Below are 16,703 nucleotides of genomic sequence, written 5' to 3'. Positions count from 1 at the left end.
CCGCACCGTCGGCGCCGGCGTGGTGGCGAAGATCATCAAGTGACGAATTGACCCGGGCGCGCGCAAGCGCGCCCGGCCTTGTCAATTCGTCATCCCCGCGAAGGCGGGGATCCACAGACGGGCCGCAAGGCTCGTCATCCCCGCGGAAGCGGGGATCCAGGGACGTCGGTTTTGCCGTAGATGTTGTGGACTTCCCGGCGAGTCGGCAACGGCTCGCCGTCGCCGTCTAAGGGACCTGAACTTCGGTCCTGAATCCGGGTCCAACCTGCTTCCGGTAAAAACGTTAAGCTTCATCGATGTACGCCAGTAGCTCAATTGGCAGAGCAGCGGTCTCCAAAACCGCAGGTTGGGGGTTCGAGTCCCTCCTGGCGTGCCACTTCATGCGGGCGCTTCCGCACAGCCCCGGTCATCCGTGGTCGGGTCGTACCACCTACAGACGTGGCCTCACCGCCGCGCGATGGATCGGATGAACAGCAAGGTCGAACAACACGGATCCTCCTCCGCCGGCGACATCGTCAAGTACGCACTTGCCGTGCTGCTGGTCGCTGCGGGCGTGGCCGCCTACATCTACTTCGACCAGTGGGCCGGCGCGCTGCGCGCCCTGGCCGTCGCTGGCGGCCTGGTCCTGGGTGCCGGTGTGTTCCTGACCAGCGCCAAGGGCTTGCAAACCCGCGAATTCCTGTCTGAATCGCGCTTCGAGCTGCGCAAGGTTGTCTGGCCGACCCGCCAGGAAGCCATGCGCACCACCTGGGTGGTCATGATCGCCGTCGCCGTGCTGAGCCTGATCCTGGCCGGTTTCGACGTGGTGATCCAGGCCGCAGTCAAGTTCCTGCTGGGGCGCTGAAGAAATGAGCGAAGTGCATAAACGTTGGTACGTGGTACATGCCTACTCGGGCTTCGAGAAGTCCGTGGCACAGGCGCTGCGTGACCGTATCGTGCGCGACGGCATGCAGGAGCGTTTCGGCGAAGTGCTGGTCCCGACCGAAGAAGTCGTGGAAATGCGCTCCGGTCAGAAGCGTCGTTCCGAGCGCAAGTTCTTCCCGGGCTATGTCCTGGTCCAGATCGCGACCCATGACGAAGCGGGCATCCCGCGCATGGACAACGAGAGCTGGCACTTGGTCAAGGAGACCCCGAAGGTGATGGGCTTCATCGGCGGCACCGCCGACCGCCCGCTGCCGATCGCCGACCACGAGGCCGACATGATCCTGCAGCGCGTGCAGGAAGGCGTCGAGAAGCCCAAGCCCAAGGTGCTGTTCGAGCCGGGCGAGATGGTCCGGGTCATCGACGGCCCGTTCAACGACTTCAACGGCGTGGTCGAAGAGATCAACTACGAGAAGAGCCGCCTGCGCGTGGCCGTGCTCATCTTCGGCCGCTCGACCCCGGTCGAGCTGGAATTCGGGCAGGTCGAGAAGGCCTGACCCGGCTCGGCGCCGGGGCCTGGCATCCGACGCTAAATAGCTGATACACTTGCTGGCTCGCCGCTTTCAGCGCGATCCAGAAGCCCCGGCCGCCGCATGGCGGCCGTTGGCGTGCTGCAGAACAAGTCGCTAACAACGTGATGTCGGGACACGTGATTTTCCCGGCGCGATGGGGAGCCTGAAGTCCAGGCGTTTGCACCCGGAGAGAGAGAAATGGCTAAGAAAGTAGTCGGTTACATCAAGTTGCAGGTCAAGGCCGGCCAGGCCAACCCGTCGCCGCCCGTCGGCCCGGCCCTGGGCCAGCGCGGCCTGAACATCATGGAGTTCTGCAAGGCCTTCAACGCCGCGACCTCCAAGCTCGAGCCGGGTCTGCCGACCCCGGTCATCATCACCGCGTACTCGGACCGTACCTTCACCTTCATCACCAAGTCGACCCCGGCTTCGGTGCTGCTGAAGAAGGCCGCCGGCATCGCCTCGGGCTCCAAGCGCCCGAACACCGAGAAGGTGGGCAAGGTCACCCGTGCCCAGCTCGAAGCGATCGCCAAGCAGAAGGAAGCCGACCTGACGGCGGCCGACCTGGATGCAGCGGTCAAGACGATTGCGGGTTCGGCCCGCAGCATGGGTCTGGTGGTGGAGGGTTAAGACATGGCAATGACCAAGCGCGAAAAGGCCATCAAGGCCGCAGTTGTCCCGGGCAAGACCTACGCCATCGACGACGCACTCAAGATCGTGAAGACCGCCACCAAGGCCAAGTTCGTCGAGTCCGTCGACGTCGCCGTGCGCCTGGGCGTGGACGCGAAGAAGTCCGACCAGCAGGTTCGCGGTTCGACCGTGCTGCCGGCCGGTACCGGCAAGTCGGTGCGCGTGGCGGTGTTCGCCCCCGCCGGTGCGAAGGCTGACGAAGCCATCGCGGCTGGCGCCGAAGCCGTGGGCATGGACGACCTGGCCGAGAAGATGATGGCTGGCGACCTGAACTACGACGTCGTCATCGCCACCCCGGACGCCATGCGCGTCGTCGGCAAGCTGGGCCAGGTGCTCGGCCCGCGTGGCCTGATGCCGAATCCGAAGGTCGGCACCGTTTCGCCGAACCCGGCCGAAGCCGTCAAGAACGCCAAGGGCGGCCAGGTGCGTTACCGCACCGACAAGGCCGGCATCATCCACTGCACCATCGGCAAGGCTTCGTTCGAAGACGCCTCGCTGAAGGAAAACCTGACCGCGTTGCTGCTCGACCTGATCAAGGCCAAGCCGTCGTCCGCCAAGGGCCAGTACCTGCAGAAGATCTCGATCAGCACCACCATGGGCCCCGGCGTCGCCGTGGACCAGGGCACGCTGACGCTGAAGTGACGTTTCGGCCCGCGCGCGCATAGCGCGCGCGGCTTTGCCGAAACGTCATCCCGGCGAAAGCCGGGATCCAGGTTGCTGTTGCGGTTGCAGTAAAGAACGTCATCCCCGCGAAGGCGGGGATCCAGGGACGTGAGGCTTCAACCTCGGTCCCTGGAAGCAAGAACGAAGTCCTTGGATTCCCGCCTGCGCGGGAATGACGAGGCAAATTTTTGAGGGCATCGCCCAGGGTGCAAACCCGAAGCGATAGCCGTCAAAGACCGCAGGTGCGGTCAGCGCCTACCGGCGACGGGCATGGATGCTCGACATGGCAGGGAATCGCCGTCGGTGGAAGCGGGGCTGCTTAATCCGGACTCGTTCGGGTCGGCCTGCGTAGATGGTGCCTTCTGGAAATCTTTCTGGAGTGGCCACCACCGGGATGTTCGCCCATCCCCGATGCCAGGGACGGTATCGCCCAGGACCGCAAGCGGCAGGAGCCGTAAGCGGAGTTCATTTGGAGGAGTGCAATGGCTCTCAATCTGTCCCAGAAGCAAGAAGTAGTAGCCGAGCTGGCAGAAGTCGCCGCCAAGGCCCACTCCTTGATTGCTGTCGAGTACGCGGGCACCACGGTCAGTCAGATGACCGCGATGCGCAAGAAGGCTCGTGAAACCGGCGTTTTCTTGAAGGTTGTCAAGAACACCCTGGCTTCGCGCGCCGTTGTCGGTACCGAATACGAGTGCGCCAAAGACGTGCTCGTCGGTCCGCTGCTGTATGCGTTCTCGATGGAAGAACCCGGCGCTGCCGGTCGTCTGATCAAGGAATTCGCCAAGGGTAACGACAAGCTGCAGGCAAAGGTCGTCGCGATGGGTGGCCAGGTTTATCCGGCCAGCCACGTCGAAGTCCTCGCTTCGCTGCCGACCCTCGAACAGGCCCTGGCCATGCTGGCCCGCGTCCTCAACGAGCCGGCAACGATGTTCGCCCGCGCCGTCAAGGCCGTGGCCGACAAGCAGGGCGGTGGCGATGTTGCCGACGCCGAAGCCGAAGCAGTGGCGGAACCGGCGTAAGCCGGAACCTGTCGAAGCTCGCTTTACAAATCGATTCGTAAGATCAATTTCCAGAGGTTAATAACATGTCCCTGTCCAACGAACAGATCGTCGACGCCATTGCCGAGAAGACCCTTCTCGAGGTGATGGAGCTGGTCAAGGCGATCGAAGAGAAGTTCGGCGTCTCCGCCGCCGCTCCGGTCGTCGCTGCCGGTCCGGCCGTTGCCGCCGCCGTCGTCGAAGAGCAGACCGAGTTCAACGTCATCCTGAAGGCTGCCGGCGAGAAGAAGGTCGAAGTCATCAAGGCCGTCCGCGCCATCACCGGCCTGGGCCTGAAGGAAGCGAAGGACCTCGTCGAAGGTGCTCCGCAGACCGTGAAGGAAGCCGTCTCGAAGGACGACGCCGAGAAGTTCAAGAAGGACCTCGAGGCTGCCGGCGCATCGGTCGAGCTGAAGTAATTCAGTACTTGTGTCGCCGGCTCTTGTTCAAGAGCGTAGTACTGGCGACCACCTGAGGCTGGGGACGAAAGTCCCCGGCCTTTGGCCGTTCCTGAAGGGGCGGCAAAAATATAAGCGTTACCAACGAGTTGACAGTCGGAAGTAGCGGGAGAAGGCGTGCTGGTGCCGGCAATACCAGCGACTTCCCACTGGCAATTTTGATCCCCCGGCTCGCCGCGCAGGCAAGCCACCGAAAATCTCCGAGGCGGTAGCTCACCATGACCACAGCTTCCATGACGACGGCCTCCAAGGCCATCTACTCGTTCACCGAAAAGAAGCGAATTCGCAAGGATTTCGGCAAGCGCAAATCCATCCTCGAAATTCCCTTCCTGCTGGCCATCCAGGTCGACTCGTACCGCGAGTTCCTGCAGGAAAACATCGATCCGGCCAAGCGCGCCGACCGCGGCCTGCACGCGGCCCTGAAGTCGGTGTTCCCGATCTCCAGCTACAGCGGCAACGCCGCCCTGGAATACGTCGGCTACAAGCTGGGCGATCCGCCGTTCGATGAGCGCGAGTGCCGTAACCGCGGCCTCTCCTACGGTGCCCCGCTGCGCGTGACCGTGCGCCTGGTGATCTACGACCGCGAGTCGTCGACCAAGGCCATCAAGTACGTGAAGGAGCAGGAGGTCTACATGGGCGAGATTCCGCTCATGACCGACAACGGCACCTTCATCGTCAACGGCACCGAGCGCGTCATCGTCTCGCAGCTGCACCGCAGCCCGGGCGTGTTCTTCGACCACGACCGCGGCAAGACCCACAGCTCGGGCAAGCTGCTGTACAGCGCACGCATCATTCCTTACCGCGGTTCCTGGCTCGACTTCGAGTTCGACCCGAAGGATGCGCTGTTCACCCGTATCGACCGTCGCCGCAAGCTGCCGGTGACCGTGCTGCTGCGTGCGCTGGGCTACAACAACGAAGAAATGCTGCGCGAGTTCTTCGAGATCAACACCTTCCACATCATGCCCGAGGGCGTGCAGTGGGAGCTGGTCTCCGAGCGCCTGCGTGGTGAAACGCTCGACTTCGACCTGGCCGACGGCGACAAGATCATCGTCGAGGCCGGCAAGCGCATCACCGCGCGCCACGTCAAGCAGCTGGAGGCCTCGGGTATTGCCGCCCTGGCCGTGCCGGACAGCTACCTGGTCGGCCGCATCCTCTCGCACGACGTCGTCGATTCGAAGACCGGCGAGCTGCTGGCCACGGCCAACGACGAGATCAACGAAGACCAGCTGGCCGCCTTCCGCAAGGCCGGCATCGACGCGGTCGGCACCCTGTGGGTGAACGACCTCGATCGTGGCGCGTACCTGTCCAACACCCTGCGCATCGATCCGTCGAAGACGCAGCTGGAAGCGCTGGTCGAGATCTACCGGATGATGCGTCCGGGCGAGCCGCCGACCAAGGACGCCGCGCAGAACCTGTTCCACAACCTGTTCTTCACCTTCGAGCGCTACGACCTGTCGGCCGTGGGCCGGATGAAGTTCAACCGTCGCCTCGGCCGCAAGGAAACCGAGGGCGCTTCGGTGCTCTATGACGCCAAGTACTTTGCCGAGCGCAAGGACGAGGAGTCGGTGCGCCTGCGCAACGCCAACGGCGCCACGTCCGACATCCTCGACGTGATCCGCGTGCTGACCGAGATCCGCAACGGTCGCGGCACGGTCGACGACATCGACCACCTGGGCAACCGTCGCGTGCGTTCGGTCGGCGAAATGGCCGAGAACGTGTTCCGCGTCGGCCTGGTCCGCGTCGAGCGCGCGGTCAAGGAGCGCCTGTCGATGGCCGAGTCCGAAGGCCTGACCCCGCAGGAGCTGATCAACGCCAAGCCGGTGGCCGCCGCGATCAAGGAGTTCTTCGGCTCCTCGCAGCTGTCACAGTTCATGGACCAGAACAACCCGCTGTCGGAAGTCACCCACAAGCGTCGCGTCTCGGCCCTCGGCCCGGGCGGCCTGACCCGTGAGCGCGCCGGCTTCGAAGTCCGCGACGTCCACCCGACCCACTACGGCCGCGTGTGCACCATCGAGACGCCGGAAGGCCCGAACATCGGCCTGATCAACTCGCTCGCCGTGTTCGCCCGCACCAACCGCTACGGCTTCCTCGAGACGCCGTACCGCAAGGTCATCGACGGCCGCGTCACCGACGCCGTCGAGTACCTGTCGGCGATCGAAGAGAACGAGTACGTCATCGCCCAGGCCAATGCACCGACCGACGACGACAACAACATCACCGCCCAGTTCGTCGCCTGCCGTTACCAGGGCGAGTCGATGCTGCGTCCGCCGAGCGAGATCCACTTCATGGACGTCTCGCCGATGCAGACCGTGTCGGTCGCTGCGGCGCTGGTGCCGTTCCTCGAGCACGACGACGCCAACCGCGCACTGATGGGCGCCAACATGCAGCGCCAGGCCGTGCCGACGCTGCGTGCGCAGAAGCCGCTGGTCGGTACCGGCATCGAGCGTGCCGTGGCGCGCGACTCGGGCGTGACCGTCAATGCCCGTCGTGGTGGCGTGATCGAGCAGATCGACGCAGGCCGCATCGTGGTCAAGGTCAACGAGAAGGAAATCGTCGGCGAGACCGATGCCGGCGTCGACATCTACACCCTGATCAAGTACACCCGCTCCAACCAGAACACCTGCATCAACCAGCGTCCGCTGGTGAACGTCGGTGACGTGGTTGCGCGCGGCGACGTGCTGGCGGACGGTCCGTCGACCGACATCGGCGAGCTCGCGCTCGGCCAGAACATGCTGGTCGCGTTCATGCCGTGGAACGGCTACAACTTCGAAGACTCGATCCTGCTCTCCGAGCGCGTGGTCGAGCAGGATCGTTACACCACGATCCACATCGAAGAGCTGACCTGCGTCGCCCGCGACACCAAGCTGGGACCGGAGGAAATCTCCGCCGACATCCCCAACGTCTCCGAGCAGGCCCTCAACCGCCTCGACGAGTCGGGCGTGGTCTACATCGGCGCCGAAGTGCGTGCCGGCGACATCCTGGTCGGCAAGGTCACGCCGAAGGGCGAGTCGCAGCTGACCCCGGAAGAGAAGCTGCTTCGCGCGATCTTCGGCGAGAAGGCCTCCGACGTTAAGGACAGCTCGCTGCGCGTTCCGCCGGGCATGGACGGCACCGTCATCGACGTGCAGGTCTTCACCCGCGACGGCATCGAGAAGGACAAGCGCGCGCGCCAGATCGAGGAATACGAGATCCGTCGCGTCAAGAAGGACTTCGACGACCAGTACCGCATCCTGGAAGCGGCGATCTATGACCGCCTGCGCACCCAGCTGATCGGTCGCGTCGCCAACGGCGGCGGTGGCCTGAAGAAGGGCGACACCGTCACCTCGCTGGTGCTGGAAGGCCTGTCCCGCAAGGACTGGTTCACCCTGCGCATGAAGGACGAGGAAGCGGTCGAGGCGATCGAGCGCGCACAGAAGCAGATCGAGGTCCACAAGGCCGAGTTCGAGAAGCGCTTCGCCGACAAGCGCGGCAAGATCACCCAGGGCGACGACCTCGCACCGGGCGTGCTGAAGATGGTGAAGGTGTTCCTCGCCGTTAAGCGCCGCATCCAGCCGGGCGACAAGATGGCCGGCCGCCACGGCAACAAGGGTGTCGTGTCGACCATCGTGCCGGTGCAGGACATGCCGTACGCGGCCGACGGCCAGACCGTCGACATCGTGCTCAATCCGCTGGGCGTGCCGTCGCGTATGAACATCGGCCAGATCCTCGAAGTGCATCTGGGCTGGGCCGCCAAGGGCCTGGGCCAGAAGATCCAGCGCATGCTGGAAGCACAGCAGAAGGTCTCCGAGCTGCGCCAGTTCCTCGACGACATCTACAACCACGACACCAAGATCGCCGGTGACCGCGTCGACCTGACCCAGTTCAGCGACGAGGAACTGCTGACGCTCGCCAAGAACCTGTGCGATGGCGTGCCGATGGCCACCCCGGTGTTCGACGGTGCCGCCGAGTCGGAGATCAAGCGCATGCTCGAGCTCGCCGACCTGCCCACCAGCGGCCAGACCATGTTGTTCGACGGTCGCACCGGTGAGTCGTTCGAGCGTCCGGTCACGGTCGGCTACATGCACATGCTGAAGCTGAACCACCTGGTCGACGACAAGATGCACGCCCGTTCCACGGGTCCGTACTCGCTCGTCACCCAGCAGCCGCTGGGCGGCAAGGCGCAGTTCGGTGGCCAGCGCTTCGGTGAGATGGAAGTCTGGGCGCTGGAAGCCTACGGCGCGGCCTACACCCTGCAGGAAATGCTGACGGTGAAGTCCGACGACGTGCAGGGCCGCAACCAGATGTACAAGAACATCGTCGACGGCGAGTACGAAATGGTCGCCGGCATGCCGGAGTCCTTCAACGTGCTTGTGAAGGAAATCCGCTCGCTCGCGATCAACATGGAGCTGGAAGAGAACTGAGGAAACTCAGGGCAACCGGGAAGGGAGTCGGCCATCGCGCAAGCGACCGGCTCCCGCCCAGAAGCCCGATCTGACGCTTCCCCGATCTCTATTCCCGATTCCCGGAGAAAACCATGAAAGACCTTCTGAATCTGTTCAACCAGCAGCGACAGACCATCGACTTCGATGCGATCAAGATCGCGCTGGCTTCGCCCGACCTGATCCGTTCGTGGTCGTTCGGCGAAGTGAAGAAGCCGGAAACGATCAACTACCGCACGTTCAAGCCCGAGCGTGACGGCCTGTTCTGCGCCGCCATCTTCGGTCCGATCAAGGACTACGAGTGCCTGTGCGGCAAGTACAAGCGCATGAAGCACCGCGGCGTGGTCTGCGAAAAGTGCGGCACCGAGGTCACCCTGGCCAAGGTCCGTCGCGAGCGCATGGGCCACATCGACCTGGCTTCGCCGGTCGCGCACATCTGGTTCCTCAAGTCGCTGCCCTCGCGCATCGGCCTGATGCTGGACATGACCCTGCGTGACATCGAGCGCATCCTGTACTTCGAAGCGTATGTCGTCACCGAGCCGGGTCTGACCGCGCTCGAGCGCGGCAACCTGCTTACCGAGGAGCAGTTCCTGCAGGCGCGCCAGGAGCACGGCGACGACTTCGAGGCCGCCATGGGCGCCGAGGCCGTCTACGAGCTGCTGCGCACGATCGACCTGCAGTCGGAGATGGTCCAGCTGAAGGAAGAGATCGCCTCGACCGGCAGCGAAACCAAGCTCAAGCGCCTCACCAAGCGCATCAAGCTGGTCGAAGCCTTCCTCGAGTCGGGCAACCGCCCGGAGTGGATGGTCATGACCGTGCTGCCGGTGCTGCCGCCGGACCTGCGTCCGCTGGTTCCGCTGGACGGCGGCCGCTTCGCGACCTCCGACCTCAACGACCTGTACCGCCGCGTCATCAACCGCAACAACCGCCTGCGTCGCCTGCTCGAACTCAACGCGCCCGACATCATCGTGCGCAACGAGAAGCGCATGCTGCAGGAGTCGGTTGACGCGCTGATGGACAACGGCCGTCGTGGCCGTGCCATCACCGGCACCAACAAGCGCCCGCTCAAGTCGCTCGCCGACATGATCAAGGGCAAGCAGGGTCGCTTCCGCCAGAACCTGCTGGGCAAGCGCGTCGACTACTCGGGCCGTTCGGTCATCGTGGTCGGCCCGACGCTGCGCCTGCACGAGTGCGGCCTGCCGAAGAAGATGGCGCTGGAGCTGTTCAAGCCCTTCATCTTCGCCAAGCTGCAGCGCCGTGGCCTGGCCACTACCATCAAGGCCGCCAAGAAGCTCGTCGAGCGTGAAGAGGCCGAGGTGTGGGACATCCTCGAAGAGGTGATCCGCGAGCATCCGGTCCTTCTGAACCGCGCACCGACGCTGCACCGCCTGGGCATCCAGGCGTTCGAGCCGGTGCTGATCGAAGGCAAGGCGATCCAGCTGCACCCGCTGGTCTGCACCGCGTTCAACGCCGACTTCGACGGTGACCAGATGGCCGTCCACGTGCCGCTCTCGCTGGAAGCCCAGCTGGAAGCGCGTGCGCTGATGATGGCGTCCAACAACATCCTGTCGCCGGCCAACGGCGAGCCGATCATCGTGCCGTCGCAGGACGTCGTGCTGGGCCTGTACTACATGACCCGCGGCCTTGAGAACAAGGCAGGCGAGGGCATGGCGTTCGCCAACGTCGCCGAAGTCAAGCGCGCCTATGACAACCGCGTCGTGCAGCTGCACGCCAAGTGCAAGGTCCGCATCACCGAGACGGTGAACAACGACGACGGCACCAGCGAGCAGAAGACCTCGATCGTCGACACGACCGTCGGTCGCGCTCTGCTGCGCGAGATCCTGCCGGAGGGCCTGCCGTTCGCGCTGGCCAACGTCGAGCTGACCAAGAAGAACATCAGCCGGTTGATCAACTCCTGCTACCGCATGCTCGGCCTGAAGGACACGGTCGTGTTCGCCGACAAGCTGATGTACACCGGCTTCGCCTACGCGACCCGCGCCGGCGTCTCCATCGGCATCGACGACATGCTGATCCCGGTCGAGAAGAAGGGCATCCTGGCCGAGGCCGAAGCCGAGGTCCTGGAAATCCAGGAGCAGTACCAGTCGGGCCTGGTCACCGCCGGCGAGCGCTACAACAAGGTCGTCGACATCTGGTCGCGCACGAACGAGCGCGTGGCCAAGGCGATGATGGACGCGATCGGCACCGAGAAGGTGCAAAACGCCAAGGGCGAGACCATCGACCAGAAGTCGATGAACTCGATCTACATCATGGCCGACTCCGGCGCCCGTGGTTCGCAGGCCCAGATCCGTCAGCTCGCCGGTATGCGCGGCCTGATGGCCAAGCCGGACGGCTCGATCATCGAGACGCCGATCACCGCGAACTTCCGCGAAGGCCTGAACGTTCTCCAGTACTTCATCTCGACCCACGGTGCCCGTAAGGGTCTTGCCGATACCGCGCTGAAGACGGCGAACTCCGGTTACCTGACCCGTCGTCTCGTCGACGTGGCGCAGGACGTGGTGATCACCGAGGACGATTGCGGCACGCTCGAAGGCCTGACCATGACCCCGATCGTGGAAGGCGGCGACGTGGTCGAGCCGCTGCGCGACCGCGTGCTGGGTCGTGTCGTGGCCGAGGACGTGTTCCTGCCGGGCAACGACGAAGAGCCGATCGTCACCCGCAACACCCTGCTCGACGAGGGTTGGGTGCAGAAGCTCGACGACGCCAGCGTCCAGTCGATCAAGGTCCGTTCGACGATCACCTGCCGCAGCTCGTTCGGTGTCTGCGCGCACTGCTACGGTCGCGACCTCGGCCGCGGTCACCTGGTCAACCACGGCGAAGCGGTCGGCGTTGTCGCCGCGCAGTCGATCGGTGAGCCGGGTACGCAGCTGACCATGCGTACGTTCCACATCGGTGGTGCCGCTTCGCGTGCCGCCGCCATCGACAACGTCACGGTCAAGACCACCGGTAGCATCAAGTTCAACAACCTCAAGCACGTCGATCACGCCGGCGGCCACCTGGTCGCGGTGTCGCGTTCGGGCGAGTTGTCGGTGCTCGACGGCCACGGCCGTGAGCGCGAGCGTTACAAGCTGCCGTACGGCGCCACCGTCAACGTCAAGGACGGCGCTGCGATCAAGGCCGGCCAGACCGTGGCCAGCTGGGATCCGCATAACCACCCGATCGTGTCGGAAGTCGCCGGTTTCGTTCGCTTCATCGACTTCGTCGATGGCGTGACCGTGATCGAGAAGACCGACGAACTGACCGGCCTGGCCTCGCGCGAGATCACCGATCCCAAGCGTCGCGGCTCGCAGGGCAAGGACCTGCGTCCGATCGTCCGCATCGTCGACAAGAACGGCAAGGACCTGTCGATCCCGGGTACCGACCTGCCGGCGCAGTACCTGCTGCCGCCGCGCTCGATCGTCAACCTGCAGGACGGCGCGCCGGTCGGCGTGGGCGACGTGGTCGCCAAGATCCCGCAGGAAGCGTCCAAGACCCGCGACATCACCGGCGGTCTGCCGCGCGTTGCCGACCTGTTCGAAGCGCGCAAGCCCAAGGACCCGGCGGTCCTGGCCGAGCGTTCGGGCATCGTCTCCTTCGGCAAGGACACCAAGGGCAAGCAGCGCCTGATCATCAAGGACACCGACGGCAACGAGCACGAAGAGCTGATCCCCAAGTACCGCCAGATCATCGTGTTCGAAGGCGAGCACGTGGAGAAGGGCGAGACCGTGGTGGACGGCGAGCCGAGCCCGCAGGACATCCTGCGCCTGCTCGGTGTCGAGCCGCTGGCCGTGTACCTGACCAAGGAAATCCAGGACGTCTACCGCCTGCAGGGCGTGAAGATCAACGACAAGCACATCGAGGTGATCGTTCGCCAGATGCTGCGCAAGGTCGAGATCACCGACCAGGGCGACAGCAAGTTCCTCAATGGCGAGCAGGTCGAGCGTCAGCGTCTTATCGAAGAGAACGCCCGCCTGGGCGGTCGCAACGAGATCCTGGCCGGCTACGAGCCGGTCCTGCTGGGCATCACCAAGGCCTCGCTGGCAACCGAGTCGTTCATCTCGGCGGCCTCCTTCCAGGAGACCACCCGCGTCCTGACCGAGGCGGCCGTCCGCGGCACCCGTGACGGTCTGCGCGGCCTGAAGGAGAACGTGATCGTCGGCCGCTTGATCCCGGCCGGTACCGGTCTGGCGTACCACACGCTGCGTCGCAAGAACGCGTCGGGCCTGACCGACTCGGAAATGGAAGCGCTGTCGGCACCGGTCGCTTCGGCGGTCGAGCCGGTCGCCGCGGAAGTGGCCGAGGTCGAAGGCGACTCGAGCGCCTCGTAAGCAGCAAAAAGGGGCAGGGCGGGAGTTTCCCGCCCTGAGCCCGACTCCGGATTGGCTTGGTTTTGACCAGCAAATCCGGTTACAATTACGGAAATACCGACAGCCCCCTCGTGGGGCCGTCCAGATCACGAAATGAGGATGCAGGACGCGCCTCGTGTTCGGCCCAGGATGGGCGGGATCGCAGTGAAGTTCCGACCTCGCAGGCTGCCTTCGGCGGCCCGGGCGGAACACACGGTTTAGCTCGCGTTGACGGTGACGTCCGACGCGGGCTATACTTTTTCGTCTCGGTATGCCGGGCTGCCCCGGCGTGCCGTTCGTTTTTCCACGAAAGGCCAATCCAGGCCTTCTTCAAAGAGTTCCAGATGGCGACGATCAATCAGCTGGTCCGCAAGCCGCGGCAGGCGACCACCTACAAGAGTGCCTCGCCGGCGCTCGCGAACTGCCCGCAGCGTCGTGGCGTTTGCACCCGCGTGTACACCACGACCCCGAAGAAGCCGAACTCGGCTCTGCGCAAGGTCGCCAAGGTGCGCCTGACCAACGGCTACGAGGTCATCTCGTACATCGGCGGCGAAGGCCACAACCTTCAGGAGCACTCGGTCGTGCTGATCCGCGGCGGTCGCGTCAAGGACCTGCCGGGCGTGCGCTACCACACCGTGCGTGGCTCGCTCGATGCCGCCGGTGTCGCCAAGCGTCGCCAGAGCCGCTCCAAGTACGGCGCCAAGCGTCCGAAGTCCTAAGCCGGACGACCGTTTCGGTCTCCGTACAAGAATCACGAGAATAGGTACGCACCATGTCGCGTAAAGGTTCCACCCCTCAGCGTTCGGTCCTGCCGGACCCCAAGCACGGCAGCGAGACGATCGCCCGTTTCATCAACATGGTCATGCAGAGCGGCAAGAAGTCGGTCGCCGAGAAGATCGTCTACGGCGCGATGGATGTCATCAGCGAGAAGAACCCCAATGCCCTCGAGCTGGTCGAGAAGGCACTGGGCAACGTTTCGCCTGCGGTCGAAGTGAAGTCGCGTCGCGTCGGCGGTGCCACCTACCAGGTGCCGGTCGAAGTCCGTGCCTCGCGCCGCATGGCGCTGGCCATGCGCTGGCTGATCGAGTCGGCGCGCAAGCGCGGCGAGAACACCATGCCGCGCAAGCTCGCTGCCGAACTGATCGACGCCTCGGAAAGCCGCGGCGGCGCCATCAAGAAGCGCGAAGAAACCCACCGCATGGCGGAAGCGAACAAGGCGTTCGCCCACTACCGCTGGTGATCTGAGCCGGACGCCCCCATATAGGGGGTCGTCCCACTCAGCAGCACGACATGTGCTGCCGCGGCGGCGAGAAAGCCGCCATGCGAACCGGAGGCCGCCTTTGAGGCGGCGTCCGGCCATCTGGAATTCGAAAACTTACGAGAGGGTCCCGTGGCTCGCACCACTCCCATCGAGCGTTACCGCAACTTCGGCATCATGGCCCACATCGATGCCGGCAAGACCACCACGTCCGAACGCATCCTGTTCTACACCGGTGTCAGCCACAAGATCGGCGAAGTGCACGAAGGTGCCGCGACGATGGACTGGATGGAACAGGAGCAGGAGCGCGGCATCACCATTACGTCGGCCGCTACGACCGCGTTCTGGAAGGGCATGGACAAGTCCTTGCCTGAGCACCGCTTCAACATCATCGACACCCCTGGCCACGTCGACTTCACCATCGAAGTCGAGCGTTCGCTGCGCGTGCTCGACGGTGCGGTGTTCGTGCTGTGCGCCGTCGGTGGCGTGCAGCCGCAGTCCGAGACCGTGTGGCGTCAGGCCAACAAGTACTCGGTGCCGCGCATGGCGTTCGTCAACAAGATGGACCGCACCGGCGCCAACTTCGACAAGGTCGTCGAGCAGCTGCGTTCGCGCCTGGGCGCCTACGCCGTGCCGATGCAGGTGCCGATCGGCGCCGAGGACGGCTTCGAGGGCGTGGTCGACCTGCTCAAGATGAAGGCCATCCATTGGGATGTCGCCTCGCAGGGCACCGTGTTCGAGTACCGCGAGATCCCGGCAGACCTGCAGGCCAAGGCCGAGGCAGCGCGCAGCTTCATGATCGAAGCCGCCGCCGAAGCGTCCGAAGAGCTGATGGACAAGTACCTCAACGAAGGCGAGCTCACCGAAGAGGAGATCGTTGCCGGTCTGCGCGAGCGCACCCTGCGCGTCGAGATCGTGCCGGTCTTCTGCGGTTCGGCCTTCAAGAACAAGGGCGTGCAGGCCATGCTCGACGGCGTGATCAACCTGCTGCCGTCGCCGGCCGACCGTCCGCCGGTCCAGGGCATCGACGAAGACGAGAAGGAAGACACCCGCAAGGCGCTCGACACCGAGCCGTTCTCCGCGCTTGCCTTCAAGATCATGACCGACCCGTTCGTCGGTTCGCTGACCTTCTTCCGCGTCTACTCGGGCGTGCTCAACTCCGGCGACCAGGTGTACAACCCGGTCAAGTCGAAGAAGGAGCGCGTGGGCCGCATCCTGCAGATGCACGCCAACCAGCGTGACGAGATCAAGGAAGTCCGCGCCGGCGACATCGCCGCGGCCGTGGGCCTGAAGGACGTGACCACCGGCGACACGCTGTGCGCGCAGGATCACGTCATCACCCTCGAGCGCATGATCTTCCCGGAGCCCGTCATCTCGATGGCGGTCGAACCCAAGACCAAGTCCGACCAGGAAAAGATGGGCATGGCCCTGGGCCGTCTGGCGCAGGAAGATCCCTCGTTCCGCGTTCGCACGGACGAAGAGTCGGGCCAGACCATCATCGCCGGCATGGGCGAGCTGCACCTGGACATCATCGTCGACCGCATGCGTCGCGAGTTCAATGTCGAGGCCAACGTCGGCAAGCCGCAGGTGGCGTACCGCGAGACCATCCGCAAGTCGGACGTCAAGTCGGACTACAAGCACGCCAAGCAGTCGGGCGGTAAGGGCCAGTACGGCCACGTCGTCATCGAGCTGTCGCCGATGAACGAAGCCGACCGCGCCAACGAGGATGTCGAGAACGATTTCCTGTTCGTCAACGACATCACCGGCGGCGTGATTCCGAAGGAGTTCATCCCGGCGGTCGAGAAGGGCCTGCGCGAGACGATCACCAGCGGTCCGCTGGCCGGCTTCCCGGTCGTGGGCGTGAAGGTCAAGCTCGTGTTCGGTTCCTACCACGACGTCGACTCGTCGGAAATGGCGTTCAAGCTCGCCTCGTCGATGGCGTTCAAGGAAGGTTTCCGCAAGGCCGATCCGGTCCTGCTCGAGCCGATGATGAAGGTCGAAGTCGTGACGCCGGAAGAGTATGTCGGCGACGTGATGGGCGACCTGAGCCGTCGTCGCGGCCTGCTTCAGGGCCAGGACGACACGCCGTCGGGCAAGACCATCAACGCGATGGTGCCGCTGGGTGAGATGTTCGGTTACGCCACCACGATCCGTTCGCTGACCCAGGGTCGCGCGACGTTCACGATGGAATTCGACCATTACGCCGAAGCCCCGAACAACATCGCCGATGCGGTGATGAAGAAGGGCGGTTAATTGAAGTCCCCGCGGCGCCGGCTCTCGCCGGCGCCTCGTTACCACAGAACAAGCAATAAACTTTAAAGAGAGACAATCATGGCCAAGGGTAAGTTTGAGCGCACCAAGCCGCACGTGAACGTGGGCACGATCGGTCACGTCGACCACGGCAAG

11 protein-coding genes and 1 tRNA gene are annotated in these 16,703 nt (G+C 64.3%); all 12 read left to right on the top strand.

What is annotated here, in order from left to right; all coding sequences use genetic code 11:
* Positions 1 to 300: 300 nt before the first annotated feature.
* The 12 genes from AC3A3X_RS17460 (at position 301) to fusA (ending at position 16,550) form a co-directional block, all read left to right on the top strand.
* Positions 301 to 376: transfer RNA gene (locus AC3A3X_RS17460), tRNA-Trp, on the top strand.
* A 90-nt stretch (positions 377 to 466) separates the two neighbouring features.
* Complete coding sequence (gene secE, locus AC3A3X_RS17455) at positions 467 to 844, top strand: preprotein translocase subunit SecE (protein WP_487584259.1); 378 nt, start codon at positions 467 to 469, stop codon at positions 842 to 844.
* Between the two features lie 4 nt (positions 845 to 848).
* Positions 849 to 1,418 (top strand): transcription termination/antitermination protein NusG, encoded by a 570-nt coding sequence (nusG, locus tag AC3A3X_RS17450; RefSeq protein WP_200606520.1) that lies wholly within the window; start codon positions 849 to 851, stop codon positions 1,416 to 1,418.
* A gap of 213 nt (positions 1,419 to 1,631) precedes the next feature.
* On the top strand, positions 1,632 to 2,060 hold the full coding sequence (gene rplK / locus AC3A3X_RS17445) for a 50S ribosomal protein L11 (protein ID WP_200606519.1): 429 nt from the start codon (positions 1,632 to 1,634) through the stop codon (positions 2,058 to 2,060).
* Between the two features lie 3 nt (positions 2,061 to 2,063).
* The gene (rplA, locus tag AC3A3X_RS17440; protein WP_200606518.1) at positions 2,064 to 2,762 is read left to right on the top strand and encodes a 50S ribosomal protein L1; all 699 of its coding nucleotides are present in this window, start codon (positions 2,064 to 2,066) and stop codon (positions 2,760 to 2,762) included.
* Between the two features lie 503 nt (positions 2,763 to 3,265).
* Positions 3,266 to 3,802: a 50S ribosomal protein L10 gene (gene rplJ / locus AC3A3X_RS17435; protein ID WP_487584258.1), complete on the top strand. Its 537-nt coding sequence runs from the start codon at positions 3,266 to 3,268 to the stop codon at positions 3,800 to 3,802.
* Positions 3,803 to 3,867: 65 nt separating this feature from the next.
* Entirely contained in the window at positions 3,868 to 4,239 is a 372-nt protein-coding gene (rplL, locus tag AC3A3X_RS17430) for a 50S ribosomal protein L7/L12 (protein WP_200606516.1), read from the top strand.
* A 272-nt stretch (positions 4,240 to 4,511) separates the two neighbouring features.
* Positions 4,512 to 8,678: a DNA-directed RNA polymerase subunit beta gene (gene rpoB, locus AC3A3X_RS17425; protein ID WP_487584260.1), complete on the top strand. Its 4,167-nt coding sequence runs from the start codon at positions 4,512 to 4,514 to the stop codon at positions 8,676 to 8,678.
* Between the two features lie 113 nt (positions 8,679 to 8,791).
* Positions 8,792 to 13,021, top strand: a complete 4,230-nt coding sequence (rpoC, locus tag AC3A3X_RS17420) for a DNA-directed RNA polymerase subunit beta' (protein WP_487584257.1) — start codon at positions 8,792 to 8,794, stop codon at positions 13,019 to 13,021.
* 362 nt (positions 13,022 to 13,383) lie between these two features.
* Entirely contained in the window at positions 13,384 to 13,758 is a 375-nt protein-coding gene (rpsL, locus tag AC3A3X_RS17415; protein ID WP_036115437.1) for a 30S ribosomal protein S12, read from the top strand.
* Between the two features lie 53 nt (positions 13,759 to 13,811).
* On the top strand, positions 13,812 to 14,279 hold the full coding sequence (gene rpsG / locus AC3A3X_RS17410) for a 30S ribosomal protein S7 (protein WP_200606512.1): 468 nt from the start codon (positions 13,812 to 13,814) through the stop codon (positions 14,277 to 14,279).
* 150 nt (positions 14,280 to 14,429) lie between these two features.
* The gene (gene fusA, locus AC3A3X_RS17405) at positions 14,430 to 16,550 is read left to right on the top strand and encodes an elongation factor G (RefSeq protein WP_487584256.1); all 2,121 of its coding nucleotides are present in this window, start codon (positions 14,430 to 14,432) and stop codon (positions 16,548 to 16,550) included.
* Positions 16,551 to 16,703: the final 153 nt, after the last annotated feature.

The sequence above is a fragment of the Lysobacter sp. Soil_N_23 genome (assembly GCF_057656135.1).
The sequence above is the reverse complement of the archived record's forward strand: the minus strand, read 5'-3'. Positions and strand labels throughout refer to the sequence as shown.